General features: G+C 59.7%; 21 protein-coding genes. 13 read left to right on the top strand and 8 right to left on the bottom strand.

Annotated elements, in window-relative coordinates:
* Positions 1-13 precede the first annotated feature (13 nt).
* Positions 14-1,192 (top strand): DNA replication/repair protein RecF, encoded by a 1,179-nt coding sequence (recF, locus tag Q1A00_RS11760; protein WP_298407018.1) that lies wholly within the window; start codon positions 14-16, stop codon positions 1,190-1,192.
* Here the strand turns inward: recF and malQ are convergent.
* Positions 1,174-2,688: a 4-alpha-glucanotransferase gene (gene malQ / locus Q1A00_RS11755; protein ID WP_298407019.1), complete on the bottom strand. Its 1,515-nt coding sequence runs from the start codon at positions 2,686-2,688 to the stop codon at positions 1,174-1,176. The genes recF and malQ overlap by 19 nt on opposite strands.
* A gap of 57 nt (positions 2,689-2,745) precedes the next feature.
* Here malQ and Q1A00_RS11750 point away from each other — a divergent pair, with 57 nt between their 5' ends.
* On the top strand, positions 2,746-3,150 hold the full coding sequence (locus tag Q1A00_RS11750) for a hypothetical protein (protein ID WP_299756953.1): 405 nt from the start codon (positions 2,746-2,748) through the stop codon (positions 3,148-3,150).
* A 36-nt stretch (positions 3,151-3,186) separates the two neighbouring features.
* On the opposite strand, the gene Q1A00_RS11745 is transcribed toward Q1A00_RS11750, so the two are convergent.
* Positions 3,187-3,690 carry a hypothetical protein gene (locus tag Q1A00_RS11745; RefSeq protein WP_298482808.1) on the bottom strand — a complete coding sequence of 168 codons (504 nt, stop codon included), beginning with the start codon at positions 3,688-3,690 and terminating at the stop codon, positions 3,187-3,189.
* A 423-nt stretch (positions 3,691-4,113) separates the two neighbouring features.
* Between Q1A00_RS11745 and Q1A00_RS11740 the strand changes: the two genes are divergently transcribed.
* The 4 genes from Q1A00_RS11740 (at position 4,114) to Q1A00_RS11725 (ending at position 8,962) form a co-directional block, all read left to right on the top strand.
* The gene (locus tag Q1A00_RS11740) at positions 4,114-5,331 is read left to right on the top strand and encodes a BMP family protein (protein WP_298407027.1); all 1,218 of its coding nucleotides are present in this window, start codon (positions 4,114-4,116) and stop codon (positions 5,329-5,331) included.
* A gap of 63 nt (positions 5,332-5,394) precedes the next feature.
* Positions 5,395-6,894, top strand: coding sequence for an ABC transporter ATP-binding protein (locus Q1A00_RS11735; RefSeq protein ID WP_298407029.1), 1,500 nt, complete (start codon positions 5,395-5,397; stop codon positions 6,892-6,894).
* 34 nt (positions 6,895-6,928) lie between these two features.
* Positions 6,929-7,951, top strand: a complete 1,023-nt coding sequence (locus tag Q1A00_RS11730; protein WP_298407031.1) for an ABC transporter permease — start codon at positions 6,929-6,931, stop codon at positions 7,949-7,951.
* Positions 7,952-7,975: 24 nt separating this feature from the next.
* A complete protein-coding gene (locus Q1A00_RS11725) occupies positions 7,976-8,962 on the top strand; it encodes an ABC transporter permease (protein ID WP_298407033.1) in 987 nt (328 codons plus the stop codon).
* Positions 8,963-9,001: 39 nt separating this feature from the next.
* On the opposite strand, the gene glgA is transcribed toward Q1A00_RS11725, so the two are convergent.
* Entirely contained in the window at positions 9,002-10,216 is a 1,215-nt protein-coding gene (gene glgA / locus Q1A00_RS11720; protein ID WP_299756947.1) for a glycogen synthase, read from the bottom strand.
* A 112-nt stretch (positions 10,217-10,328) separates the two neighbouring features.
* Here glgA and Q1A00_RS11715 point away from each other — a divergent pair, with 112 nt between their 5' ends.
* Entirely contained in the window at positions 10,329-10,940 is a 612-nt protein-coding gene (locus Q1A00_RS11715; protein ID WP_366144868.1) for a LysE family transporter, read from the top strand.
* Positions 10,941-11,026: 86 nt separating this feature from the next.
* Positions 11,027-11,668 (top strand): thiamine diphosphokinase, encoded by a 642-nt coding sequence (locus Q1A00_RS11710; protein ID WP_298407039.1) that lies wholly within the window; start codon positions 11,027-11,029, stop codon positions 11,666-11,668.
* A 48-nt stretch (positions 11,669-11,716) separates the two neighbouring features.
* On the opposite strand, the gene tyrS is transcribed toward Q1A00_RS11710, so the two are convergent.
* Together tyrS and Q1A00_RS11700 are read right to left on the bottom strand one after the other, a co-directional pair.
* The gene (gene tyrS, locus Q1A00_RS11705; protein ID WP_298407041.1) at positions 11,717-12,889 is read right to left on the bottom strand and encodes a tyrosine--tRNA ligase; all 1,173 of its coding nucleotides are present in this window, start codon (positions 12,887-12,889) and stop codon (positions 11,717-11,719) included.
* 129 nt (positions 12,890-13,018) lie between these two features.
* Complete coding sequence (locus Q1A00_RS11700; RefSeq protein WP_299756943.1) at positions 13,019-14,341, bottom strand: response regulator; 1,323 nt, start codon at positions 14,339-14,341, stop codon at positions 13,019-13,021.
* Between the two features lie 240 nt (positions 14,342-14,581).
* Between Q1A00_RS11700 and Q1A00_RS11695 the strand changes: the two genes are divergently transcribed.
* Together Q1A00_RS11695 and glnA are read left to right on the top strand one after the other, a co-directional pair.
* A complete protein-coding gene (locus Q1A00_RS11695) occupies positions 14,582-16,234 on the top strand; it encodes a DEAD/DEAH box helicase (protein ID WP_298490590.1) in 1,653 nt (550 codons plus the stop codon).
* A 140-nt stretch (positions 16,235-16,374) separates the two neighbouring features.
* Positions 16,375-17,709: a type I glutamate--ammonia ligase gene (gene glnA / locus Q1A00_RS11690; protein WP_298407047.1), complete on the top strand. Its 1,335-nt coding sequence runs from the start codon at positions 16,375-16,377 to the stop codon at positions 17,707-17,709.
* A gap of 27 nt (positions 17,710-17,736) precedes the next feature.
* Here the strand turns inward: glnA and Q1A00_RS11685 are convergent, their stop codons facing one another.
* A complete protein-coding gene (locus Q1A00_RS11685) occupies positions 17,737-18,351 on the bottom strand; it encodes a TetR/AcrR family transcriptional regulator (RefSeq protein WP_298407049.1) in 615 nt (204 codons plus the stop codon).
* A gap of 48 nt (positions 18,352-18,399) precedes the next feature.
* Positions 18,400-19,782 (bottom strand): MFS transporter, encoded by a 1,383-nt coding sequence (locus tag Q1A00_RS11680; protein WP_299756938.1) that lies wholly within the window; start codon positions 19,780-19,782, stop codon positions 18,400-18,402.
* 139 nt (positions 19,783-19,921) lie between these two features.
* On the opposite strand from Q1A00_RS11680, the gene Q1A00_RS11675 reads away from it, so the two are divergent.
* Genes Q1A00_RS11675 through Q1A00_RS11665 form a run of 3 tightly spaced genes read left to right on the top strand, consistent with a single transcriptional unit; the run spans position 19,922 to position 23,621 of the window.
* Entirely contained in the window at positions 19,922-21,325 is a 1,404-nt protein-coding gene (locus tag Q1A00_RS11675) for a lactate racemase domain-containing protein (protein ID WP_298482800.1), read from the top strand.
* A gap of 7 nt (positions 21,326-21,332) precedes the next feature.
* The gene (locus tag Q1A00_RS11670) at positions 21,333-22,370 is read left to right on the top strand and encodes a peptidase C39 family protein (RefSeq protein ID WP_299756935.1); all 1,038 of its coding nucleotides are present in this window, start codon (positions 21,333-21,335) and stop codon (positions 22,368-22,370) included.
* 48 nt (positions 22,371-22,418) lie between these two features.
* Positions 22,419-23,621 carry a glycosyltransferase family 4 protein gene (locus Q1A00_RS11665; RefSeq protein WP_298482798.1) on the top strand — a complete coding sequence of 401 codons (1,203 nt, stop codon included), beginning with the start codon at positions 22,419-22,421 and terminating at the stop codon, positions 23,619-23,621.
* A gap of 274 nt (positions 23,622-23,895) precedes the next feature.
* Here Q1A00_RS11665 and Q1A00_RS11660 read toward each other — a convergent pair.
* On the bottom strand, positions 23,896-24,463 hold a 568-nt coding region (locus Q1A00_RS11660), incomplete at its 5' end, for a tetratricopeptide repeat protein (RefSeq protein ID WP_299756932.1).

The raw sequence follows: 24,463 nt of genomic DNA, 5'->3' as shown, positions 1-24,463 counted from the left end.
ATCGCACCAGTGTATGTTCGTTCATCACCTTACCTTGCGCGATTTCCGCAATTATCGGCGGCAAGATCTAGCTTTGCCGCCGGCAACGATCCTCTTGTACGGCCCCAACGCTGCCGGTAAGACGAGCCTGCTCGAAGCGATCTTTTACCTTGCTACAACTCGTTCGCCCCGTCTCAGCAGTGATCGCGAGTTGGTGCGATGGGAGGCAGTTGGTGAAGCAGGAACGCCACCTTTTGCTCGTATCGCTGCTGATGTCGAGCGTCGAGTCGGGGCGGTACAGCTCGAGGTGCTGGTGCAGCGTCGTACTGATGATGACGGTCAGTTGATCAATGGCGCTCAGAAACTGGTGCGGATCGATAAGCGACCGGCACGGGCAATTGATCTGATTGGTCAGTTGCGGGTGGTGCTGTTTATGCCGACCGACCTCATGCTAGTGGACGGTCCGCCCGCCGAACGGCGGCGCTACCTTGACATTACGCTCTCGCAGCTCGATCCGCACTATGTACGCACCTTGGCCCACTACCAAAAGCTGTTACTTCAGCGCAACAGCCTGCTGCGCGCGTGGCGCGAACAGCGCCGGTTGCCGCGCAATGTCAATACCGAATTAGCTTTTTGGGATCAGGAACTGGCCGCTGCCGGCGGCTATCTGTTGGCCGAGCGGTTGCGGGCCGTGGTTGAATTAGGCGCCTTGGCCGGCCCGCTCTATCGCGCGATCAGCGGTGGCGAGCACGAGGTGCAGATTGAGTATGCAGCAAGTGTCGATCTCGGCCAAGACCACGACGCCGGTAGCTTGGCTTATCGGCTACGACAAGCATTCGAGGCACAGCGCGCCGATGAATTGGCACGTGGTCAGACGCTCTGCGGGCCGCACCGCGATGACCTGATCTTCCGGGTGGCCGGGGTCGATCTGGGCCGATACGGCTCGCGCGGCCAGCAACGCGCGATTGCTCTGGCGCTCAAAATTGGCGAGGCCGAGTTGATGCGCCAGCGCGGCGGCGATGCACCGGTGTTGCTACTCGATGATGTGTTGAGTGAACTCGATGCCCAACGCCGCGCGCACCTGCTCGACCTTATCCAGCGTCCCGGCCAGCAGACGCTGCTCACCGCCACCGATCTCAGCGATTTCAGTGCCGATTTTCTGACTGCTGCCCGCCGCTTTCGCATCGAAGACGGTCAGGTCTTTGCCGGTTGAAGCCGCCCGTAGGCGCGGGTGAGGCTGCGTAATTGGTGCGCCAACTCCTCGCTTAATGCCGCTGCCGCACAGCGCCATGCCCAATTGCCGCCTAACCGGCCGGGGGTATTCATGCGCGCCTCTGAACCCAGTCGCAACACATCTTGTAGTGGCGTAATCGCGTAATTCGCAACCGACATCAACCCCAGCCGCATCAGATCCCACGCAATGTCAACCGTCTGCTCATCGCGGCCAAGGTAGGTTAGCACGGCGGCGCGGGTGTTGACATCGAGCGTTGCAAACCACCCCACACTCGTGTCGTTATCGTGCGTGCCGGTATAGACGACATAATTTGCGGTGTAGTTGTGCGGCAAGTACGGATTGGCTGCGTCATCGCCGAACGCAAACTGTAAGACCTTCATGCCGGGCAGGTCAAACGCGCACCGCAGCGCCTCAACTTCCGGCGTAATCAGGCCAAGGTCTTCGGCAATGATCGGCAGATCACCCAACTCAGCCTGTAATGTCTTGAACAAATCAGCCCCCGGCCCTTGCACCCAGCGGCCATCGACCGCCGTCGGCGCGCTGGCCGGTACTTCCCAGTAGGCTTCAAAGCCGCGGAAATGGTCAAGGCGCAGCACGTCATACAGCGTGAACGCCTGCCGCATCCGCGCTACCCACCAGCGGTAGCCGGTTTCAGCCATCTTATCCCAGCGATAGAGCGGATTACCCCACCGTTGGCCGGTGGCGCTGAAATAATCCGGTGGCACGCCGGCCACCACTGTCGGCATCCCGCTGCTATCGACAAAAAAGAGGTCGCGGTTGGCCCATACGTCAGCGCTATCATCGGCGACGAAGATCGGTGCATCGCCGATGATCAACACGCCGCGCTGATTGGCATACTCTTTCAAGGCCTGCCATTGGCGGAAGAAGAGAAACTGCACGTACTGGTGATATTCAATCGCGCCGGCCAACTCGCGGCGCATACACTCCAGCGCCGCCGGCTGCCGGTCGCGCAGTTCGGGTTGCCAGTCGTGCCAGCTTCCGCCGCCCTGCGCCTCTTTGATAGCCATGAATAAGGCGTAATCGGCCAACCATTCAGCATTCGCGGCGCAAAAGGCGGTATATGCTTGGTGGAACCGGGTGCCGTGCCCGCTGCGGAACCGCTCAAAGCTGCTGCGCAACAACGCTTGTTTGGCCGGGATAAGCGCGCCAAAATCCACCCGATCGCTCGGCAAGCTGCCGAGCGTCGCCCGCGCTTCGGCTGAAGTCAGCAAACCGTGATCGATCAGATCATCAATGTTAATCAATAACGGATTACCGGCAAAAGCCGAAAAACACTGATAAGGCGAATCTCCGTAACCGGTTGGACCGAGGGGTAACACCTGCCAGAGTGTTTGCCCTGCTGCCGCCAAAAAATCGACAAACCGGTACGCCATCGGTCCCAGATCGCCAATACCCCATGGGCCGGGGAGCGATGAGGGATGGAGCAAAATGCCGCTTGCGCGTGGCAGTTGCATAACGGTACCCCAATGCCTAAAGAACGAACTAGCCGGTATTGTAGCATACCGTTGCAGATGCAATCAATATCACCGGCTCCGCGGCAAGGGCGCGATGATCTTAAGGCAGGCGCGGTTTGGTTCACCGGTTGCCACCACGCGGAAAAAGCCTATCGTGCGCTGCCCGCTATCAACGCTGTCAAAGGTAATCGCCCAAGTGGCGGGAAGTGCATCGGCTGGTATGAGGTGACAGTAGGTCTCGGTAAAGCTGCCGCTCGTCAGATTAACCCGCTTAGCAACCGGCACCCTACTGCCGTCAGCTCGAAACGTAGTGAGGCTGACTTAGCGGTCGTGGCTGTAGCCGCTACCGCGCGCAGCAAGCGCGCTTCCGGCGGTGAGCGTGGTAGGATTGATGACCATCACCCCCATATTGCGCGGCAACGGTGGCGGGTTGGCGCGATTACTCGTCACATTACGGTCTAATAGCGTCACAACGATTTGTCTGGTCATACCGGCGATCTACATGTGCGCGCGCTCGAACCACTGGGTAAGGTAGCAGTTATTGCTGCCTTCAGCTACCTGCTCACGACTAACAGCGCTGATTGGCAACCCGAAGAATGCAATCCGCTCGGCATCAGTGTATTCACGTTCGTTGTCGAGGTTAAGACCATTGCTTTCCCAAAAATTCCGAAACTCGCCGCAGAGGGTGAAACCGGTCTCAGCAAAGAGCCGGCAATCCGGCGGTACGCTCGCCGGCGGCTTAGCTGGCAGGGTGAGGGTGCGGTTAAGCTGGGTGAGCCGTTCCCAGCCGGTCATTTGGAGTGTGATGTTGGCCGGATCGGTGTTGCCTAACGGCTGCTGCATCATGACGCGCTCGAAGGGTTGGGTCAAGACGGCGGTACCACCAACTGTCTCGCTCCGCGCCGACCCGGGTAGCCAAAGAGACGAAGGGCGTTCCCACTCTGCCACCGATCGCGTCGCGGTCGGTGCGCTGCCAAAAATCGGCAAAGGATGCGTCGACACACTCCGCAACGTCCTCGAAACAAATTGGACCGGCTGTATGTATAGAGTTGAGGGGGCGAGAAAGATGCACAGCAGGACCGCAAGAGGCAACAAGTGACTATTCATAAGCGGCCCTTTCCGGTTGAAGTCGTACCGCTAGTATAGCACAGGCTTAACGGTTCGCCTAAAGATGCCCGGCTGGCACTTCCCTTCCCCGCCCTCCCTGCGCAATTGACAGTCACTTCTATCTCGGCTATACTCGACCCGTAATCGGGCGCTCCAGATAGCGTCCTGATCGGCAATGCAGCCGGCAGGGAGCCCTCCCCGTCAGAGGTGCGAATCTGCGCAAAACCGTCTCGGCGCAGCGATGACCATTGTCGTCATCGGTTGCGCCGCTTCGTTGTTATGGTGCAAGGTTTGCAGATGCTACCAAGGAGACGACCGATGAGAAACCGTTCTGTTCGTTGGCTGGTGTTGGCCCTCACGCTGCTCAGCCTGATCCTGACGGCATGTGGCACGCAGCCAGCTGCCGAGCCAACCGCTACTCCGGCTGCGCCTGCCGAAGCGTTTACCTTCGGCATGGTGCTAGTGGGGCCGATCAATGATGGTGGTTGGAATCAGGCTCACTACGAAGGCGCCCAATATGTGGTCGAAAAAGTACCCGGCGTCAAGTTCATCTACATCGACAAGGTCAATCCTGCCGATCGTCCGAATGTGAAGGTTGAACAGGCGATCGAAGAACTGATTGGCCAAGGGGCGCGTTTGATCATCACCAACTCGGCTGAGTTTGCTGATGGCACGAATATCGCGGCGGCGGCGCATCCTGATGTGTTCTTTATCCACGCCTCCGGCGATAAGGTGCTGACCGGCGAAGCGCCGCCGAACGTGCGCAATCTGATGGGCCGCATGGAGTACGGCAAGATGATTGCCGGTTGCGCGGCTGCCTTGACTACCGAAGCCGGCAAGCTGGCCTACCTCGGTCCCTTGATCGACCCCGAAACTCGCCGCTTGGTCAACTCAACCTACCTCGGCGCGCGCTATTGCTGGGAAACCTACCGTGGCCGCCCAGCCAGCGAGCTAGCTTTTAAGGTGACGTGGATCGGTTTCTGGTTCAACATTCCCGGCGTGACCCTCGACCCGACTAAGGTGGCGAACGACTTCATCAATGAGGGGTACGATGTGATTCTCTCTGGCATTGACACTACCGAGGGGATTGTTGAAGCGAATAAGGCAACCCAAGCTGGCAAGCGGGTATTTGCCGTGCCTTACGATTTTAAGGGTGCGTGCGCGCAGGGTGAGGCAGTGTGTCTCGGTGTGCCTTACTTCAACTGGGGGCCTGACTACAAGCGGCTGGTGGAGCTGGCCCGCGCCGGCAAGTGGGAACCGGCATGGGAGTGGACGGGGCCGAATTGGAGCAATCTCAACGATCCTGACACCAGCATGATCGGTTTTGTCAAAGGCCCTGCCCTCAGCGCCGAGAATGCGGCCAAGCTTGATGAGTTTATCGCCAAGCTGGCCGACGGCAGCCTGAACCTGTTCACCGGTCCACTGTTTTATCAGGACGGCACCGTGTTCGTGCCGGAAGGGCAGGTTGCCGACGACAAGACGATTTGGTATACCCAGCAGTTGTTGGCCGGCATCGAGGGCCAAAGCGCACCGTAATCAATAAAATAATGTAGAGACGGACGTTCGTCCGTCTCTACATTCTTAATTTTTTATGGAATCATGCACATCGCGGTTGAACATCTGACCAAACGGTTTGGCTCGGTTTGCGCAAACGACCGGTTGACGGTTTCCTTTGCCGCCGGCCAAATCCACGGCGTGCTGGGCGAGAATGGCGCCGGCAAGAGCACGCTGATGAAGCTGTTGTCCGGCTACATTCAGCCTGACGAAGGGCGGATTGTGTTTAATGATATGCCCCGTCGTCTGCGCGGGCCGGGTGATGCGTTGGCTGCTGGCGTGGGAATGGTGCAGCAAGAGCCACTCGATATTCCGGCGTTTACCGTGCTGGAAAATCTGCTTTGCGCGGCCCCACCGGGGATATTTCGTTCGCGCCGTGCCGCACAGACGGCGCTGCTTGAGCTGGCCGGACGGTTGGGTTTTCCGGTTGATCCGGCGGCGCGGCTCGACCAGTTGACCATTGGACAGCGCCAACAAGTTGAGATTATGCGCCTGCTATTGTGCGGCGCGCAGGTACTCATCCTCGACGAACCAACGACTGGCATTACTGCCGCACAGGCGCGGGCTTTGTTTGCGGCGTTGCGCCAGATTGCCGCCGAAGGCCGCACCGTGCTGTTTGTGTCGCATAAGCTGGAAGAGGTAGCTGAGCTCTGCCATACCGTGACCGTTTTGCGCAACGGCCAAGTCGTGCCTCCCGGCCAGTTGCCTATGCCGCAACCCCAAGAGTATCTGCTGGTATTGATGTTTGGCGAGTCCGGCGCTGCGCCGCCGATCTATCGCCCCTTGCCGGCTATTGATGCGCCGCCAGTCTGGGAACTGCGCAATATTACCGTGCGCAGTGGGGCATTGCACTTGGTTGAGCTGAACCACCGCTTTCCTGCTGGGCGGATTATCGGCTTAGCCGGCCTCGATGGTAGCGGCCAGCAAGTCTTGTTGCGCCTGCTCGCCGGCCAGCAAGCGCCTGATCGCGGGCAGGTGTTGGTGAATGGACGTGATTTGACCGGCGCAGGAGCGCTTGCGTTTCGCCAAGCCGGGGTGGAATATCTGCCGGCTGACCGATTGCACGATGGCATGATTGGCGCGTTGTCGTTGGCCGATCACTTTGCGTTGCTCCAACGCGATGGGTTGTTGGTCGATCGCCGCCGCGCCGAAGAGCTAGCCCGGCAGGCGATTGCCGATTATCAGATCAAGGCAACGCCGGTGACACCGATTGCCTCACTCTCTGGCGGCAATCAGCAGCGAGCGATGCTCGCCCTCATTCCACCTACTGCGTGCGGCATTTTGGCCGAACAACCGACCCGTGGTCTTGATGTCGCCTCGGCGCGCGCGATCTGGAGCCGGTTGCAAGCGCGCCGTGATGATGGGTGTTGTATTATCTTCTCCTCGCCCGATCTCGATGAAATCATGGAATACAGCGACGAGGTAATCGTCTGTTTTGCCGGACGGATCGGGCCGCCGATACCGCGCGCATTGCTCTCGGCTAGCCGCTTGGCCGAGTTGATCGGCGGGGTTGGCTTTGATGCGCTGGTTAATGTGGCGCGATAATGGCGGTCACGGATAGTTGCCACGGATGGATGGGATGCGTACAGATCGGTTGAAATTAGTGGCCAGCCTCACTCGGCCCGTGTTAGCTTTGGTTGCCGCTTTTGCGCTCACCACGCTGGCCCTGCTCAGCACCGGTGTCTCGCCATTGGAGGCATACCGTCTCGTGCTGTTCGGCGCGTTCAGCACCCCGGTGCGGTTGAGCGATATGATTATGCTGGCCGCGCCGCTGTTGTTGTGCGCGGTAGGCTTGAGTATTACCTTTGCCGGCGGGCTGTACAATCTCGGCGTCGAGGGCCAGATGATCGCCGGCGCGATTGCGGCGATGGTGCCGTTGCGCCTCTGGCCAGATTGGCCGCCGCTCCTGCTTTGGCTGCTGTCTGGACTGAGCGGTGCTACCGGTGGCGTGGTGTGGGCCTTGCTGATCGGCGCTTTACGTCAGTATGCCAACGTCAGCGAGATCTTCGCCGGCTTGGGCATGAATTTTCTCGCCAGCGGACTGGCGCTCTATATGGTGCTGGGACCGTGGCGGCGGCAGACTTCGGCTTCGCTATCGGGCACCGATCTGTTGCCGCGCGATCTCTGGCTGCCGACGATCGACCGGCTGCGCTTGGCTCCCGCCGCGCCGTTGATCGCGTTGCTTGCATTAGCAGTCGTTTGGTGGGCATTGACCAAAACGCGCTGGGGGTTAGAGGTGCGCGCAGTTGGTCTCAATCCGGCGGCGGCTGGGAGGTTGGGCGTGGCTGCCGCGCGCCGGATGGCTGAAACGCTCGCAGCATGCGGCGCGTTGGCCGGTATTGCTGGGATGTTGCAGGTGGTGGCAGTGCATCACGCGTTGATCCCCAATATTTCGAGCGGGATTGGGTTGTTGGGATTGCTGGTGGCGTTGTTGGCGCGGGCCGATCCGCGCTGGCTATTGCCGATTGCGGTAGCATTTGCTTCCTTTACCGTTGGCAGTATTCAATTACCGTTGACGTTGGGGATCGATAGCGCAATTGCCGGGGTCTTACAGGGGGCGCTGGTGCTGTTTGCGTTGGTCGCTCGCGCGCGGGTGCGTTAGCCGTCACATCATCGTGAGTTTGCTATGGATCAACTCTGGATCGATCTCGCCGCTGTGCTGGCCGCTGCTGCGCCGCTGGTGATCGCCGCGATGGGTGAGACGCTCAGCGAGCGGGCTGGCGTGATTAACCTTTCGCTCGATGGGACGATGCTGTTAGCGGCGATGACTGGCTTTGCAGTGGCGTTGACCACCGGCAATCTGCTGTTGGGTTTTGCTGCGGCAGCGCTGGTCGGCGCAGCGATTGCTGCGGTGCTCGGCCTATTCAGCCTCACCCTCGGCCAATCACAGACCGCAGTTGGTTTTGTGTTGGCGCTGCTCTGCACCGATCTCTCGTCGTTTCTTGGCGCGCCCTTTGTGCGGGTGCCCGGCCCGGCGGTACCCTTTACGCCGATTCCCGCGCTGGCCGATGTGCCGGTGTTGGGGACGCTCTTTTTTCGTCACGACCCGGTGATCTACGCGAGTTTTCTGATCATTCCGGCTACGGCGTATCTGCTCTACGGTACCCGGCTTGGCTTGATTGTGCGTGCGCTCGGCGAGCGTCCGGCGGCGGTGTATGCCCGTGGCATTGATGTCATCCGCTGGCGTTACGCGATGCTGATCACCGGTGGCGCATTGGTTGGCATTGCCGGCGCCGCTTTTTCGCTCGATCTCAAGCAAGGCTGGAGCTATCGCCATACCTTCGGTGCCGGCTGGATTGTGCTGGCGATCGTGATCTTTGGCGGCTGGCGACCGTGGCGGGTTGCGTTGGGATGCTATCTCTTCGCTGTGCTCGAGATTGTCGCCACCCGCTCGCAGAGCGCATTACCGAACTTTCCTACCCAGATCATACAGGTTGCTCCATTTGTACTGATGATCTTTGTGCTGGCTTTGGTCAATTTGGCTTCATCACCGGCGGCAATGCGCCGGGCGGCAACGTTGCCGCAGATTTGGCAACGGCCGTTGCTCGGCGCGATTAACCGCCTGCGCGCCACCGCACCCGCCGCCCTCGGTCAGCCATTCGAACGGCCATAAAAGTACGGGCACAGCACCGCTGTGCCCTTTAGCACGGCTCTACGATAACAACGACCGGTACAGGGCTACCGTCTGTTGTGCAATGGCATCCCAACTGAACACCTGCTCGACCCGCCGCCGGCCCGCTTGGCCGAATCGTTCGCGCAGCGCGGGATCGGCCAGCAACCGGTTGATCGCCGCGGCTAATTCTGCCGAAAACGCTGCCGGATCGACCGGATCGAAACTGCCCGGTTTGAGGTTGGGATCAACTAGTAGACCGGTCTCTTCAGGCACGACGACCTCTTTGATCCCGCCCACCGCTGAAGCGACCACTGCCGTCTCGCAGGCCATCGCTTCCAGATTGATAATGCCAAACGGCTCGTACACGCTGGGGCAGCAGAAGACGGCGGCGTGCGAATAGAACTGGATCACGTCTTGGCGCGGTAGCATCTCACGAATCCAGATCACGCCGGGCCGCTGCGCGCTCACTGCCGCCACTCGATCTTCCATCTCGATGCCAATCTCTTTCGTGTCGGGAGCACCGGCACAGAGCACCACCTGCGCTGATGGATCGATCTGTGGAATGGCATTGACCAGATGGATAATTCCCTTTTGACGGGTAATCCGCCCGACAAACAACACAAAGGGCCGACTAGGATCAACTCCGTACCGTTCGAGCGCATCGGTCGCGCTCGTTTTACGGTATTCGTTCAGATCAATCCCGTTGTAGATGACATGTACGCGGGCCGGATCGATGTTAAACAGCCGCAGAATATCATTCCGCGTCTCTTGCGAGACGGCCACCACCGCGTTGGCCTGCTCGATTGCAGTGCGTTCGATCCACGAGCTGAGGTGGTAGGCGTTGCCCAATTGCTCAATCTTCCACGGTCGCAATGGTTCGAGCGAGTGAATCGTCAACACATACGGAATACCCCACAGCTTGCTGGCGAAGAGACCGGCCAGATCGGTGTACCACGTGTGGCAATGCACCACACTAGCATCGAGATTGTCTTTCGCCATCGCCAACGAGCGGGCCACCGCATCAACCGCACTGGCAAAACGCGGGTCTGTGTTCTGGCCCGCCTCTTCCCAACGCGGATAGCCGTGTACGGTCAGATTCGGATCATCAACCCGCTGATCGCCAAAACAACGTACTTCGACAGGTACAATCCGTGAGAGCGCTCGGCTCAGATATTCGACATGCACTCCGGCCCCGCCGTAGATGTACGGCGGGTATTCGTTGGTAAAGATCGCCACCCGGCGTAGTTCAGGCATAGTGAGCCTCTTGAACTAGTGCAACGGTGAACCAATACCTTCAGTATACATCCTTTTGTCGAGCGCAAATCAGACGAGATCGCGTATAATGCGCCGAAAAGAAGGGAAGATGATGATCGAGCTGTTCATTCGCGGTGTGCTGTTTGGGTTGACGATTGCAGCGCCGGTTGGCCCCATTGGCGTACTGTGCATTCGACGGACGATTGCTGATGGTCGAGTCGCCGGCTTTGTCAGCGGGTTGGGTGCAGCAACGGCTGATGCCCTCTATGGTTCGATCGCGGCGTTGGGGTTGCAGGCGCTCAGTCTGTGGTTACTCGGCATTAGTCCAATCCTACGTATGGTAGGTGGTGTGGTGTTGCTCTGGATCGGTCTGAGCACGATGCTGGCGCGACCGCAGCCGATCGTTGCCCAACCGGAACCGTCGCGCCGTGGACTCCTTGGTGCGTATGTGTCTACCCTCTGCTTGACCCTTACCAACCCGGCGACGATCTTGATTTTTACGGTGATCTTCGCTGGTCTCGGTCTGAGCACCGGCGCCGGCGGCTTGGCCGGATGGGCGTTGGTGGCAGGGGTTGCGCTTGGCTCTGCGCTCTGGTGGACGATCCTGAGCGGCGGGGTAGGTTTGGTGCGTGGACGTGTTACGCCACCGATGTTGCGGGTGATCAATGTGGTATCGGGAGTGGTGATTGGCGGGTTTGGGGTGGCAGCTTTGCTTGTCAAATAAGGGGGCACAGCAGTACTGTATTGTACACTTCGCATCATGCGGGGGGCGCAGCGCCGCTACACCCGGACGATGTAAGGTTGAGCATTATGTACGTTGTGATCGTAGCCAATGCGCCGGGGCTTGATCTATCGCCATACCGGCATCAGCTAGCGGCTGCCGAGCGGCTGATCGCTGCTGATGGTGGCGGAACGGCGCTCTTTGCCCACGGCTATACGCCGCATCTGCTGATCGGCGACCTTGATTCGATTACTCCTGAAGTATTAGCCGCCTATCAAGCGCAGGGGGTGGCGATTGAACGCCACCGTCCCGACAAAGACGAGACTGATTTAGAATTGGCATTACTAGCAGCGGTGAAGCTTGGAGCAAGCCAGATCGATATACTCGGCGCGCTCGGCGGGAGGTGGGATCAGTCGCTGGCCAATGTGTCGTTGTTAGGCATGGCTGAGCTGCGTGAGCGGCAGGTGCGGCTGATCGATCAGTCGCAACAAATTTGGCTCGTGCGTGACGAGAGTGTGATCCCCGGTGCAGTGGGCGATACCGTCTCGCTGCTGCCATTCGGCGGCGATGCACACGGCATCACCACCGAAGGCTTAGCGTACTCTTTGCGCAATGGTTCGTTGCTGCATGATCGGGCGCGCGGCGTGAGCAATGTCATCACGGCAACGCCGGCGCGGGTGCAGGTGCGCGATGGCAGCTTGCTGATCGTGTGGACAGCGCGCGCGCCGTGAGGATGCACGATTGGGCAGAGGGAAGGGGCCACACGGCGGTGTGGCCTCCTACACGACACGCACAAACTTGCGCCGGCCCACCTGCACCACTACATTCGCGCCGGGGTTGAGGGTCAGGGTATACCCTTCGACCCGCTCGCCATCGACCCGCACGCCGCCGCCGTCGATCAAGCGGCGCGCTTCGCTCTTGCTCGGTGCAAGGCCGGCGGCGACCAACACCTCAACGATGCCGGCAGGCGCTTTGATGGCAAAGTTCGGAATGTCTTCCGGCAGCTCACGTTCGACAAACTGACGGACGAAGGCCGCTTCGGCTGCCGCCGCCGCCGCTTGGTCGTGGAACTGGGCCACAATCTCGCGCGCCAGTCGCATCTTGAGATCGCGAGGATTGACCTGCCCGGCGGCCATTGCCATCTTCATCTCGTGAACCTCGGCCATCGGCACGTCAGTCAGCACTTCAAAGTAAAGGGGCAACACCTCGTCGCTCATTGACATAATACGACCGTACATCTCGGCAGGCGGCATGCGAATATCGACCGTATTGTTAAACGTCTTCGACATCTTGCGCCCGTCAGTACCGGGAATGAGCGGTACGAGGAAGACTTGCTGCGGTGTCATGCCCAACTGCGCCATCAGTTCGCGCCCGGCCAGAATGTTAAACTTTTGGTCGGTGCCGCCAAACTCGACATCGGCCTTGATGGCGACCGAATCGTAGGCTTGCAGCATCGGGTACATCAGTTCGAGAATCGTCAGCGGCGCGCCGGTCTCGTAGCGTTTGCGGAAGGTCTCGTGTGACAGCATTTGGGCCAGCGTGAAGCGTCCGGCCAAATCAAGCGCATGTTCCAGCGTAAATTGGCCAAACCACTCGCTCTGCCAGCGCACCTCGGTGCGTTGACGGTCAACCACCCGGAAAAACTGCTCCATGTAGGTCTCGGCGTTGGCGCGTACCTCAGCAGCCGACAAGCGGGTGCGCGTTTCATCGCGCCCGCTCGGATCACCAATCTGCGCCGTCCAGTCGCCGACGATCAGCACAACCTGATGGCCCAATTCTTGAAACGCGCGCAATTTACGCAGACCCACCGCGTGCCCGATATGCATATCGGGCTTCGTCGGATCGAACCCTTGTTTCAGGCGCAGCGGCGTCCCGCTTTGCAGGCGGGTGCGTAATTCGCTTTCGACAATGACTTCGGCAACGCCGCGACTCAGCAGTTCGGACACATCCATGCTCAACGCTCCCAATGGCAGCGACATTGCCCTGCAACGTCGCTACGAGGCAGATATACAACGATACGCGCTTCCAGTCGCTTCAAACGCCGTGCATGCTAACAGGCGAGCGGACTGGTGTCAAGCGCGTCATTCCGGATAGCTGGCTAATGCTGCCAATGCGGTTTGTAACTGATCGGAGAGGTCAAGTGGATTATTGCCCAACCATATGACGGCCACTGCGCCGGCGGCAGAAGCGGCCATAGCGGTAGCTTGATCGTGAACAAGTGCGATCAGCGAGGCGCTATGGTTGAGTTGTTGCCATAGGGAGAGGGAGGCCGCATCAATCACTTCAGCCACCACAAGACACGGATGCGGATGGTGCGCCAGCAAGCCTTGCGCCGCAACCTCAGTGTCGGCGATCAGCAACCGGTAGCCGCGCACATTCAGCGTGGCGACAATAGCAGCGCGCGCAACTTCATTCCGGCAAACAATCAGAGCATCCGGCGAATGACCGCCACGCCGATCGGTGAGCGGGCTAGTTGGGGTGTCGTCGCTCCGACGGTCAATCTTGTAACTGCTGCCAGAGACCTGCTTGGCCGCCCGTTTGAGTTCAGCCGCAACCCGGCTCATCTCATCAACATTGGCAAACGAACGCAGGTACGTCGTTACAACTGCAATTGACAGGCTAATAATGCCAAACTGACGTGGCACGCCATAGCGATCGGTCGCGAGCAGATACCCGCGCTGCAAGTCGGCTTCGTCGTAGAGGGAACGGATCCGCTCATCAAATACCCGAATGATGCGTTGACACAACGCTTCTGGGTCTGTGCCAAAATGGAGAATAACAAAATCATCGCCGCCAATGTGACCAAGGAAGTCACCGGGATCGATCTGCTCTTGCAAGACGCTGGCTAACAGATGGATCGCCCGATCACCGCGGGCAAACCCGTAGACATCGTTGAACGCTTTAAAATTGTCGAGATCGATATACATTAAGGCAAATGCGCCCTGCTGTTCGAGCTGGCGGCTGATCTCAGCCTGAATCGCGACATTGCCGGGCAGACCGGTCAGCGGATTACGGGTCGGCAATTGCGCTGCCCGGCGCAAGTGAGAGCGCACTCGAGCCAGCAACACTTCCCGATCGTACGGTTTGACGATATAATCGTCAGCACCGGTTTCCAACCCCTCTACCACACGCGCCGATTCGCCAACAGCAGTCAAGATCAGCATCGGCAGGTGGGCGGTGCGCGTGTCGTTACGCAACTGGCGAATCGCTTCCAGCCCATCCATCAAGGGCATGAGCAAGTCGGCGATGATCAGATCCGGCGGTTGCTCCTGCGCGCGCCGCACCAATTCGTCGCCGTTCCTGACAAGCTGCACATCATAGCCCTCGCTGGTCAGTATCTCTTGCAGAAGCATGCCTACATCCGATTCGTCTTCGGCGACGAGAATTCGGGCCGGTGCTGTCATGTCACGCTCCCACTAGATCACTCGAAAAAGCATCAACTGACAGATGTTTATATTATTAATTCCTCGTTCAGCGTTTATAGCATACCATACTCAGACGAGCGCCGTGAAGACCTTATTTTTGTGATGCATGCCTTATCTTGCGCTGAAAGGGCTTCTCAAGAACGAGATTTATGCTATAATATTAATCTTGCGTGGCGTATTTAATGCCACAACATGATTGTATTTGTGAAACGGAATACCATGACGACGTTTGCTGAGTTGGGCCTGAGCGATGCGCTGATCGCTACTTTGAGCGGGTTGGGCTATGACGAACCAACCCCTATTCAGGCACAGACCATTCCACTGCTTCTTGCCGGTCGCGATGTGATCGCTCAGGCCCAGACCGGCACCGGGAAGACGGCAGCGTTTGCGCTGCCCATAATTGAACGGGTTACGGATGACTTGACGGTGCAGGCATTGGTGCTTGCGCCGACGCGCGAGCTGGCCATACAGGTGGCTGAGGCGATCCATCGCTACGGCCGCCATCGGGCGCTGCGAGTGTTGCCGATTTACGGCGGCCAGCCGATCGAACGGCAATTGCGCGGGCTGGCGCAAGGGGTGCAAGTGGTAGTCGGTACGCCGGGCCGGGTGCTCGATCATCTCCGCCGTGGTTCGCTCCGCTTCGATCATTTGCGGATGGTCGTGCTCGACGAGGCTGACGAGATGCTCGATATGGGCTTCGCCGAGGAGTTAGAGGCAATCCTGCAACTGGTTCCCGCCGAGCGGCAGACGGCGCTCTTCTCGGCGACTTTGCCCCCCGCTGTGCAGAATCTGACCTTGCGTTATACGCGCCAGCCGGTGCGGGTAAGCATTGCTGGCGAGCAGTTGGCGGCGCCGCGTATTCGCCAGATCTACTACGAGGTGTTGGCCCGCGATAAGCTCGATGCACTGTGCCGGGTGCTCGACGCCGAGATGCCGCAGTTGGCGATTGTCTTCTGCCGCACCCGCCAAGAGGCCGACGATATTGGCGAACGGCTGCAAGGGCGCGGCTATGCCGCCGAGTCGCTCCACGGCGATCTGAGTCAAGCGGTGCGCGACCGGGTGATGCGCCGGTTTCGCGATGGTCAGCTCGATGTGCTGGTCGCTACCGATGTCGCTGCGCGTGGGCTTGACATCGCCGAAGTGAGCCATGTCATTAATTACGATGTGCCAACCGATCCCGAAAGTTACGTGCATCGGATTGGCCGCACCGGCCGGGCTGGGCGTGATGGAGTGGCGATTACCTTTATTACGCCGCGTGAGCGCCGGATGCTGCAAACGATTGAACGGGTGACCCGCACTCGGATCGAACGGCGTGCAATGCCGACACTGGCCGATGTGGCTGCCCGCCGTCGCGCCGCTCTCCGCGATCAGTTGCGCGAGGTGGTGGCAACCTCCGATCTTGACAGCTATACGGCGCTGGTTGATGAGCTGGCCGCCACCCACGATCTGCGCACCTTGGCTGCGGCTGCAATCAAATTGCTGCTCAACGAAGCTGAGACCGAGCAGGTTGATACGATTACGCGCTTAGACCCTGCGCCTGCCGAACGCGCCGGACGGGCCGAACGCGCGTCGCGGGCCAAGCGAGGCGATACCGCTGAGCGGTCTCACCGTAGTGAGACGGGAATGGCGCGCATTCAGATCAACCTTGGTCGTAATGATCAGGTGCGCCCTGCCGATATTGTCGGCGCGATTGCGAACGAGGCGGGTGTGCCCGGTCGCAGTATCGGCGCGATCGAGGTGCGCGCGCGTGTGAGCTTTGTCGAAGTTCCCCGCCGCACCGCCCGGCAAGTATTGCAGGCCCTTAACCGCACAAGCTTGCGCGGCCAGCGCATCCGCGCGACCTTGGCCGATGAAACGCCGGTCGCGGCATAGGGGTGGGGCAGGAGCGACGTAGGGGCGGCGTAGGGGCATAGCGACGCTATGCCTCTATGCCGTCCTTTTTCTAGTGTGGTATAGTACAAGAAACGTGTTATCCGCTTATCCGCCTACCCTAGTAAGGAGGAGCGCAGCCCATGAGCGATGATCCGCGCGACATGCTGCTGCGCCGCGTCGCTGCTGATAATGTCGCTTTTGTGAATTTGCAGTTCACCGATGTGTTGGGCATCGGCAAGACCGTAACCATCCCGGTTGAAGAATTGCCCGATGCCCTCGACCACGGTGTCTGGTTCGATGGCTCGTCGATCGAGGGGTTCGCCCGAATGGTCGAGAGCGATATGTATCTCGTGCCTGATCGCTCGACCTATGCCGTAGTGCCGTGGGATCGGCATGAAGGTATGATTACGGCGCGCTTGATCTGTTCGGTCTATACTCCCGACGGCAAACCATTCGCCGGTGATCCGCGCAATGTGTTGAGCCGGATGCTTGACCAAGCGGCGGCAGCCGGCTACCGCTTCATGGTAGCGCCGGAGCTTGAGTTTTTCTTGTTCAAGACCGATCCCAACGGGCGTATTCTAGAGCCGCACGATAAAGCGGGTTATTTTGATGTCTCAACCGATCTAGCAACCCATATCCGTCGCCAGATGGCTCGCACCTTGCAAGCGATGGGGATTACGGTCGAAGCGGTGCATCACGAAGTCGCCCCCGGCCAGCACGAGATCGACTTGCGGTATGCCGATGCGCTGCGTTCGGCAGATCATCTGGTGACGGCACGAGTGGCGCTCAAGGCGGTAGCGCAGCTCAACGGTCTGCACGCGACGTTTATGCCAAAACCGATGGCCAGCGTTAACGGTAGCGGCATGCATGTTCACCAGAGCCTACTGGATGTCGAGAGCGGTAAAAATCTCTTTGCCGATCCCGATGATCCCTACGGTTTGTCGCCGCTTGCCCGTCATTTCATTGCCGGCCTGCTGGCCCACGCTCGCGGGATGTGCGTCTTGCTCGCACCGCTGGTCAATTCCTACAAACGGCTTGTGCCCGGATTCGAGGCGCCGGTGCATATTTCGTGGGGCCGCACCAATCGCTCGGCATTGGTGCGCGTGCCGCGCATCACCTCCGGTCGCTATCAAGCGACTCGAATCGAGCTGCGTTGTCCTGATCCGGCCTGCAATCCTTACCTTGCATACGCAGCGATGCTGGCCGCCGGCCTCGATGGTATCAAGCGCAAGTTGCCGCTGCGCGACGCTGCCGAAGAAGATCTCTTCCACGTTGATCCGCGCGCGCGCGGGTTGGCGACATTGCCAACCTCGCTTGGCGCGGCGCTTGATGCCCTTCGCGAAGATGAGGTCATTCTCGAAGCGATTGGCCCCTCGGTCGCCGAGCGTTTCCTCGATGCCAAACAACAGGAGTGGGAGAGTTACCGTGCTTACGTGTCGCAATGGGAAATTGACCGGTACTTGGCTATTTTCTGATCGCGCATAACCGCAGCGGGTGAGCAATCACTTGCCCGCTGCAGTCGTAGGGTCTGTAGATTGGGCGAGGCCGTCAAAAAACGTGGTGATGATCAGATCGGCAATCGCCTCCCCCTGCTCGCCAATCCTCGCCTGCTCGGTGTGGAAGAAGGGGTAGAGCATACCCATCAACAACCACGTGGCTACATGGGGGTCAACCGGACGCAATTCACCGCGGTCGATGCCGGCCCGGATCATCGCCGTAATCGGCGCAATCAGACCGTTGGCGTAGCAGCGTTCGACACTGGTGCGCGCAGTTTCGCTTAGGCGCGGCAGATCGTGGTTGCTCAGCCGTACCAACGCGCGCTGGGCCGGCGCTTGGGCAAAGAGTCCACGCACGAGCGCCGTCAATTGCGATCGAGTATCTGGTTTGCATTCAGCAGTGGCGACGAGCGCTGCCATCTCATCGGCCCAATTGGTCAACACCGCCACCAGCAGGTCTTCTTTATCACGAAAGTGATGGTAGAGACCAGCTTTCGATAAGCCTGCCGCTTCGGCAATTTCACGCATAGCGATGCCTTCGTAGCCATACGTGACGATTAATCGCGCTGCTTCGTCAATAATCCGGTTGCGGATTTGCTCAGAGTTATGTTGCCGGTTCATAGAAGTTTATGGTTGGGCACAGCAGCGCTGTGCCCGTACAGCTCTTTATTAATGCGCATGGGCCAGTGCACTAGCACGCTCGGCAGCCCGGCTCTTGAGACCTAAGGCGGCCAAGGTAAGTAGGAGCATAACGATTCCGATTGAGAAGAATGCTAACCCGTATCCCCCTACCGCGCCGCCGCCAGCGGCTGCGATCAGACCGACCAACACCGCTCCTAAAAGTTGGCCGCTGCCCATCGTGACGGTTAGCAACCCTTGTGCCGCGGCCCGTTCGTTGGCCGGTACCTCATTTAACAGAATATACCGTAATGCCGCTCCAAGCAAGATCGCAAGCCCAATCCCCATCACGACCGAGGCAAGGTAGAAGGCGATGATGCTGGCCGGCCAGCCGCCGAGAATAATGAGTCCAATCCCACTAAAGACGACGCCAATGGTAACAACGATCCGCGAGCCGAATTGATCAAGCATCCGTCCCGATACTGGTGAACCAACCGCCATCGCTAACACCACCGGCAGGAGCATGAAACTGGCAGTGGAGCTGCTCACACCGTAAGCTGCGGTTACCAGCGCCGGCACGAAGACAATCGCCGACTCGGCGATGCCGGCCCCGATCGCTAATGCTGCCGTCAGCCAGATTTGGCGTGAACGGAAGATCGTTGGTTGCAGAATCGGTTCTGCTGCTCGCCGTTCAACCGCGATAAAGAGTGGCACAAACACAATGGCGATGATCAATGCGCCGATTGCCAGCCACGGCAATTCGCCTGCCCGCAATAACGCCGGATCGAGTTCGGTTAAGCCGTAAGCTAAACCGGTGAGCATGACCGCCAGCGTCGCCAACCCGGCCACGTCAAAGGGCGCAGTGGTGTCACGTGTCCGTCCCGGCAGCAGCTTAGCGCTGAAGGCGATGAGTATGGCTGCGATCGGTAAGTTGATTAAGAAGAGCCACTGCCAACCGAGCAGCAATAGCAAGCCGCCAAGGATCGGCCCAATGAGGAATGCGATCCCGAATACCGCACCGATCAGACCGAGCGCCGAACCGCGCCGTTCGGGCGGAAAGGTATCGCCGATCACTGCGCTAGCAACTGGAAAGATGCCGCCGGCGCTAAACCCTTGGACGAGACGCCCAACTAGCAGGATGGTAAAGGATGGCGCAAGCGCCACGAGGAGCGAACCAAGCGCAAAACCGCTCAGACTGGCAATGTACAGCGCTCGCCGGCCAAACCGGTCTGAGAGGGCAGCAATTGGCGGTGTGCCGATCAAGTTCCCCAATACATAGATCGAGAAGACCCACGACAATACCCGCTCATCGGCGCTAAAGACCGTTTGAATTGATGGCAAGGCCGGCCCAACGATGGCAATGTCGAGTGCTGCCATCAATACGCCGAAGAAGAGCAAACCGAGGATTTGGTTGCGTTGGCGTTCGTTTGCCATACGTGAACATACTCCTTTGTTCCACCTTTGTTCCATGAAAAGAACCGACCGACCGGTCGGTAAGTAGTATAGCATAGACGCCGCTCCTTGTCTACCGGCCGGCCGGTTGGGAAATCAAAGACCGTAGCTACGCACGGACGTGTGCATCGGTATCACCGATAATGACCCGTGCGTCTCTCCAACGACGATTGCGCCGGACGAGCCAATGGCCGGTGTGGTACAATCGGGCGAGGGTTCGTTACTGCACAATGGTTGGCCGATGCAAATCACACTCAACATCGAAGGCATTCACGCCGATACGCCACTGCCGTCGCTCTGGCGCGTGCGCCAGCGTTGGCAGACAACGCCGCTGGCCGATGTGGCGGCAGTGGTGCGCGCCGAGCTCGACCGGCTAGGACTAGCGGCGCAGCTTCGATCCGGTATGCGCGTTGCCGTCACTGCCGGTAGCCGCGGCATCGCCAACATTGTGCCAATAACCGCTGCTGCGGTGCGCTGGTTGCGCGACCACGGTGCTGAGCCGTTTGTCGTGCCGGCTATGGGCAGTCACGGTGGTGCGACGGCTGAGGGTCAAACGGCGCTGCTCGCCGCACTCGGCATGACCGAGCAATCTATCGGTTGCCCGATTCGGGCCACGATGGAGGTGGTTGAGTTAGGACGGATCGCCGATGGCACGCCGGTCTATATGGATCGTTTTGCCGCCGAAGCAGATGGCGTGTTGGTGATTAATCGCATCAAGCCCCATACCTCATTCAGAGCGCCAATTGAGAGCGGATTGGCCAAGATGTGCGCCGTTGGCTTAGGCAAGCGCCAAGGAGCCGAGATTGTCCATCGCACGGCGGTCTATGGTCTGAAAGAGCAACTTGTGCCGATGGCGCGCGTGGTGGTTGAGCGTGGCAAAGTGCTGGCTGGTCTGGCGATTCTCGAGGATGCACGCGATCAGACGGCGGCCATTGTCGCGCTCCCTCCCGCTGAGATTGGCGGTGCTGGCGAAGCGGCGCTGCTTGCGCGCAGCAAAGAGATGGTGGCGCGCTTGCCGTTCGACCGGCTGGATGTGCTGGTTGTTGACCGGATCGGGAAGAATATTAGTGGCACCGGCATGGATACCAACGTGATCGGGCGGTTGCCCATCCCCGGCGAACCGCCGCCGGAACGCCCTGTCATTCATGTGATCGTAGTGCTTGATCTAACCCCTGAAACGCACGGCAACGCCAACGGGATCGGGTTGGCCGATATTACCACCGCGCGTCTTGCCGCGAACATCGATTTTCATGCCACCTATGTTAATGTCTTGACTGCTGGGCTAGTCGGTCTGTGTAAAGGCAGCTTACCGATTACCTTGCCGACTGAGCGCGATGCGGTAGCGATGGCAATCAAGACGTGCGGCCAGCCTGATCCGGCGGCGGTACGGTTAGTGCGCATTCCTGATACATTACATTTGGAAGAGTTGCTGGTCAGCGCAGCTTTGCTACCGGAGGTCGCTGCCCATCCCGATCTCGACGTGCTTGGTCCCGTTGAATGGGTGCTTGATAGCGCCGAAGGATAGATTTGCAATGCCACACCATCTTCTCCACCATTGGGACGAACCGGCACTTGATGCGTGGGAACGGGCTGCACCGTTACCCGCCGATGATCCGCACGCGCGGATTGCGCTGATCAGTCCACCGCTCGCAGTGGCTGAGGCGGTTGCCATCATTCCGAGCTGGGCCGCCGATACCCCATCTGAGAGCTGGATCGAATTGCAACTACGCGTGCAGCAGGACAGTCAGTGGAGTGGTTGGTACCGCTTGGCGGCGTGGGACGATACCGGCGCGCGGCGTACCAGTTTTGACGCGCAACGGAATGAACGTGGTTTTGTCGCCATCGATACCTTGCAACTGGTGACGCCAGCGCAAGCAGTGCAGGCGCGGGTGTTGCTCTGTGGCTTGCCCGGCGCCGATATGCCTGCATTGAGCGATCTCTTTCTCTGTATCACCACGACCGAGTCGCCTGCCCCACCTTCCCAGCCGTCGGCCCGTTCAGCGATTGCGCTGCCACTCTTGCTCTGCCAGTACGACTATCCCGGCGGCGAAGGCTGGTGCAGCCCAACGGCGGTTCACATGGTGTTGGCCTATTGGCAGGCGCAATTGGCCGATCCGCGTCTTGCCCCCTTCGCCGATGGCGCGACGTTGCCTGATCTCACTGCGGCTGGCATCTTCGATCCGGGTTGGGAAGGCACCGGCAACTGGTCGTTCAATACGGCATTCGCGGCGCGCTTTGGCATGCGCGCTTACGTCACCCGTTTCGATACGCTCGAACAAATCGGGCGCTGGACCGCAGCCGGCGTGCCGGTGATTATCAGTTTGGCGTGGGAAGCGGGCCAGATCGACGATGCGCCGAGCCGCACCAGCGGTCATCTGACGGTGGTGCGCGGCTTTACCGATACGCACGCGCTGATCGCTGAACCAGCCGGGCGCGACCGGCTGCTGCGCGCGTACCCGCAAGACCAACTAGCGGCGGCGTGGCAGGCCAATTCGAGCGGGACGGTTTATCTGATCTATCCGCCCGATTGGCCGTATCCTGCACCCGGGCCTAACGATGCGTGGGTCTAGACCTCTTCACCATATGGGCATAGCGCCGTTATGCCCTTATGAGACGTTATGCATATTCTGATGCTCTCGCCCTATCCGCCGTATCCGCCGCGCGGCGGCGGTGCGTTGCGGATCTACCATCTGCTGCGCGGGTTAGCGGCTCGCCATACGGTCACACTGCTCTCTTTCGCCCCCGACGAAGCGGCGGCACAAGCGATGCAGCCGTTGCGCGATCTCGCCGATGTGCGGATCGTGATCGGGCCGCTGGCCCGCTCGTTGGGCCAGCGCGCACTGACGACATTGGTAAGCCCTTGGCCCGATATGGCGCTACGCAACGCGAGCACGGCCTATTCGGCCACCTTGGCTGAATTATTGGCGAATGAGCAATTTGAGGTAGTGCTAGCCGAGAGCATCGAAATGGCACCGTACCTGTTGCAGGCGCGCCATAGCGGCGCGCGTCTAGTGCTCGACGAATTTAACGCTGAGTACCTGCTCCAACGCCGCGCCGCGCTCAACGACCTACGTCGTGCGCCGCGTCCTAAAGCGATAATTGGCGGCGGCTACTCGTTGATCCAGTGGTTCAAGCTAGCTGCCTTCGAGCGGCACGTGTTGCAGACCATCGATCGCGCTCTGGTGGTTTCGGCGGAAGATGCCGCAGCATTGCGCCGGTTAGCGCCAAATGCCCAGTTGCACCTTGTTCCCAACGGCGTCGATTGCAGCCATTTCGCGCCGTTGGCTGCGCTGCCCACCAACGATCTCATCTTCATTGGCACGCTCGACTACCGACCCAACGTCGATGCCGTCCTTTGGTTTACCCATGAGGTGTTGCCGCGTATCCACCAGCACCATCCAGCTCTACGTTTGCGGCTCATCGGGCGCCGGCCCCATCCGAGCCTGATCGCGCTTCACGACAACCAGACTATCATCGTCACCGGTGAAGTCGCTGACACTCGTCCGGCGTTGGCTGGCGCTGCCGCAGTCGTCATCCCGATGCGGATTGGGGGTGGTTCGCGGTTGAAGTTGCTCGAAGCGCTGGCGATGGCCGCGCCGGTGGTGAGCACCACTATGGGGGCAGAGGGGATTCCCGGCTTACGTGATGGCGAACATCTGTTGCTAGCCGATACGCCAGAAACGATGGCAGTGGCGGTAAATCGGTTGGTCAACGACCGGCCCTTTGCGCAACGGCTTGGCCAAGCAGGCCGGGCCTTCGTCTGCGCCGGCTATGACTGGTCAAAGATCGTGCCGCAGCTCGAAGCAGCGTTACAGGCGTAGCATAGGAAAGGCGCTAAGCACGCAAAGGGCGCCAAGGGGGTAACGCAAAGGGCTAAAACGATCATGTGCGAAGAAGCGCGACGATATGGCGTTGGCATACAGCGCATCCTGCTCTTCGGTAGCCGTGTGCGCGGTGCGGCTCGCTATAGCGATGGGGATTTTTTGCTGATCGTGGATCAGCTAGCATCATCCTCGCCCTCTGTGGTGCAAAACCTTTAGTGAAACATAGCATCCGATATGTTTCACTAGCCTCAGCGATCCAAAAAAACACCCGTTATACTCCCGTCACCTGCGCCAGCAACCCCGCATCCGGCTCACAACCTTGTTTTTGGCACGCAGCAACATAGTTGCGCACCATGTCATCAATCGCCTTGGCAAACGCTGTCGGCTGCGCGAGGTAAAATGGGAGCAGCGTGTGCAACGCCTCCTCATAGGCCGGCAGCGCCTCTTCGATGCGATTCAGGGCTGTGAGGCGGTCACCCAGCAGATTAAGACTGATAGCCAGCTTGGGGCGGAAGGCGTCCGGCTGGGCCGCGGTCAGGTTGCGATAGAGATCGACCGCTTCTTCCGTTGCCGCCAGCGCCTCCGCGTACCGCCCGACCGCCGCCAGATGCGCACCGAGGGGCGACAGGCTCCCAGCGAGGTCAGGGCGGAAGGCGTCCGGCTGGGCCGCGGCAAGGTTGCGCCGGATGTCGACCGCTTCTTCCGTTGCCGCCAGCGCCTCCGCGTACCGCCCGACCGTCGCCAGACGATTGCCGAGGTTCGACAGGCTCGCAGCGAGGGTAGGGCGGAAGGCGTCCGGCTGGGCCGCGGTCAGGTTGCGATAGAGATCGACCGCTTCG

The organism is uncultured Chloroflexus sp. (assembly GCF_938091255.1).
Classification (GTDB): Bacteria; Chloroflexota; Chloroflexia; order Chloroflexales; family Chloroflexaceae; genus Chloroflexus.
This window is presented reverse-complemented; position numbering and strand designations above follow the sequence as displayed.

What these genes read in the sequence shown, in the direction of transcription:
- Q1A00_RS11735 (WP_298407029.1), top strand. Translation starts at nt 5,395, where the DNA reads ATGCACATCGCGGTTGAACATCTGACCAAACGGTTTGGCTCGGTTTGC.
- Q1A00_RS11750 (WP_299756953.1), top strand. Translation starts at nt 2,746, where the DNA reads ATGCAATCAATATCACCGGCTCCGCGGCAAGGGCGCGATGATCTTAAG.
- Q1A00_RS11725 (WP_298407033.1), top strand. Translation starts at nt 7,976, where the DNA reads ATGGATCAACTCTGGATCGATCTCGCCGCTGTGCTGGCCGCTGCTGCG.
- Q1A00_RS11715 (WP_366144868.1), top strand. Translation starts at nt 10,329, where the DNA reads ATGATCGAGCTGTTCATTCGCGGTGTGCTGTTTGGGTTGACGATTGCA.
- Q1A00_RS11700 (WP_299756943.1), bottom strand. Translation starts at nt 14,341, where the DNA reads ATGACAGCACCGGCCCGAATTCTCGTCGCCGAAGACGAATCGGATGTA.
- malQ (WP_298407019.1), bottom strand. Translation starts at nt 2,688, where the DNA reads ATGCAACTGCCACGCGCAAGCGGCATTTTGCTCCATCCCTCATCGCTC.
- Q1A00_RS11710 (WP_298407039.1), top strand. Translation starts at nt 11,027, where the DNA reads ATGTACGTTGTGATCGTAGCCAATGCGCCGGGGCTTGATCTATCGCCA.
- Q1A00_RS11665 (WP_298482798.1), top strand. Translation starts at nt 22,419, where the DNA reads ATGCATATTCTGATGCTCTCGCCCTATCCGCCGTATCCGCCGCGCGGC.
- glnA (WP_298407047.1), top strand. Translation starts at nt 16,375, where the DNA reads ATGAGCGATGATCCGCGCGACATGCTGCTGCGCCGCGTCGCTGCTGAT.
- recF (WP_298407018.1), top strand. Translation starts at nt 14, where the DNA reads ATGTTCGTTCATCACCTTACCTTGCGCGATTTCCGCAATTATCGGCGG.
- Q1A00_RS11695 (WP_298490590.1), top strand. Translation starts at nt 14,582, where the DNA reads ATGACGACGTTTGCTGAGTTGGGCCTGAGCGATGCGCTGATCGCTACT.
- Q1A00_RS11680 (WP_299756938.1), bottom strand. Translation starts at nt 19,782, where the DNA reads ATGGCAAACGAACGCCAACGCAACCAAATCCTCGGTTTGCTCTTCTTC.
- Q1A00_RS11740 (WP_298407027.1), top strand. Translation starts at nt 4,114, where the DNA reads ATGAGAAACCGTTCTGTTCGTTGGCTGGTGTTGGCCCTCACGCTGCTC.
- tyrS (WP_298407041.1), bottom strand. Translation starts at nt 12,889, where the DNA reads ATGGATGTGTCCGAACTGCTGAGTCGCGGCGTTGCCGAAGTCATTGTC.
- glgA (WP_299756947.1), bottom strand. Translation starts at nt 10,216, where the DNA reads ATGCCTGAACTACGCCGGGTGGCGATCTTTACCAACGAATACCCGCCG.
- Q1A00_RS11730 (WP_298407031.1), top strand. Translation starts at nt 6,929, where the DNA reads ATGCGTACAGATCGGTTGAAATTAGTGGCCAGCCTCACTCGGCCCGTG.
- Q1A00_RS11670 (WP_299756935.1), top strand. Translation starts at nt 21,333, where the DNA reads ATGCCACACCATCTTCTCCACCATTGGGACGAACCGGCACTTGATGCG.
- Q1A00_RS11685 (WP_298407049.1), bottom strand. Translation starts at nt 18,351, where the DNA reads ATGAACCGGCAACATAACTCTGAGCAAATCCGCAACCGGATTATTGAC.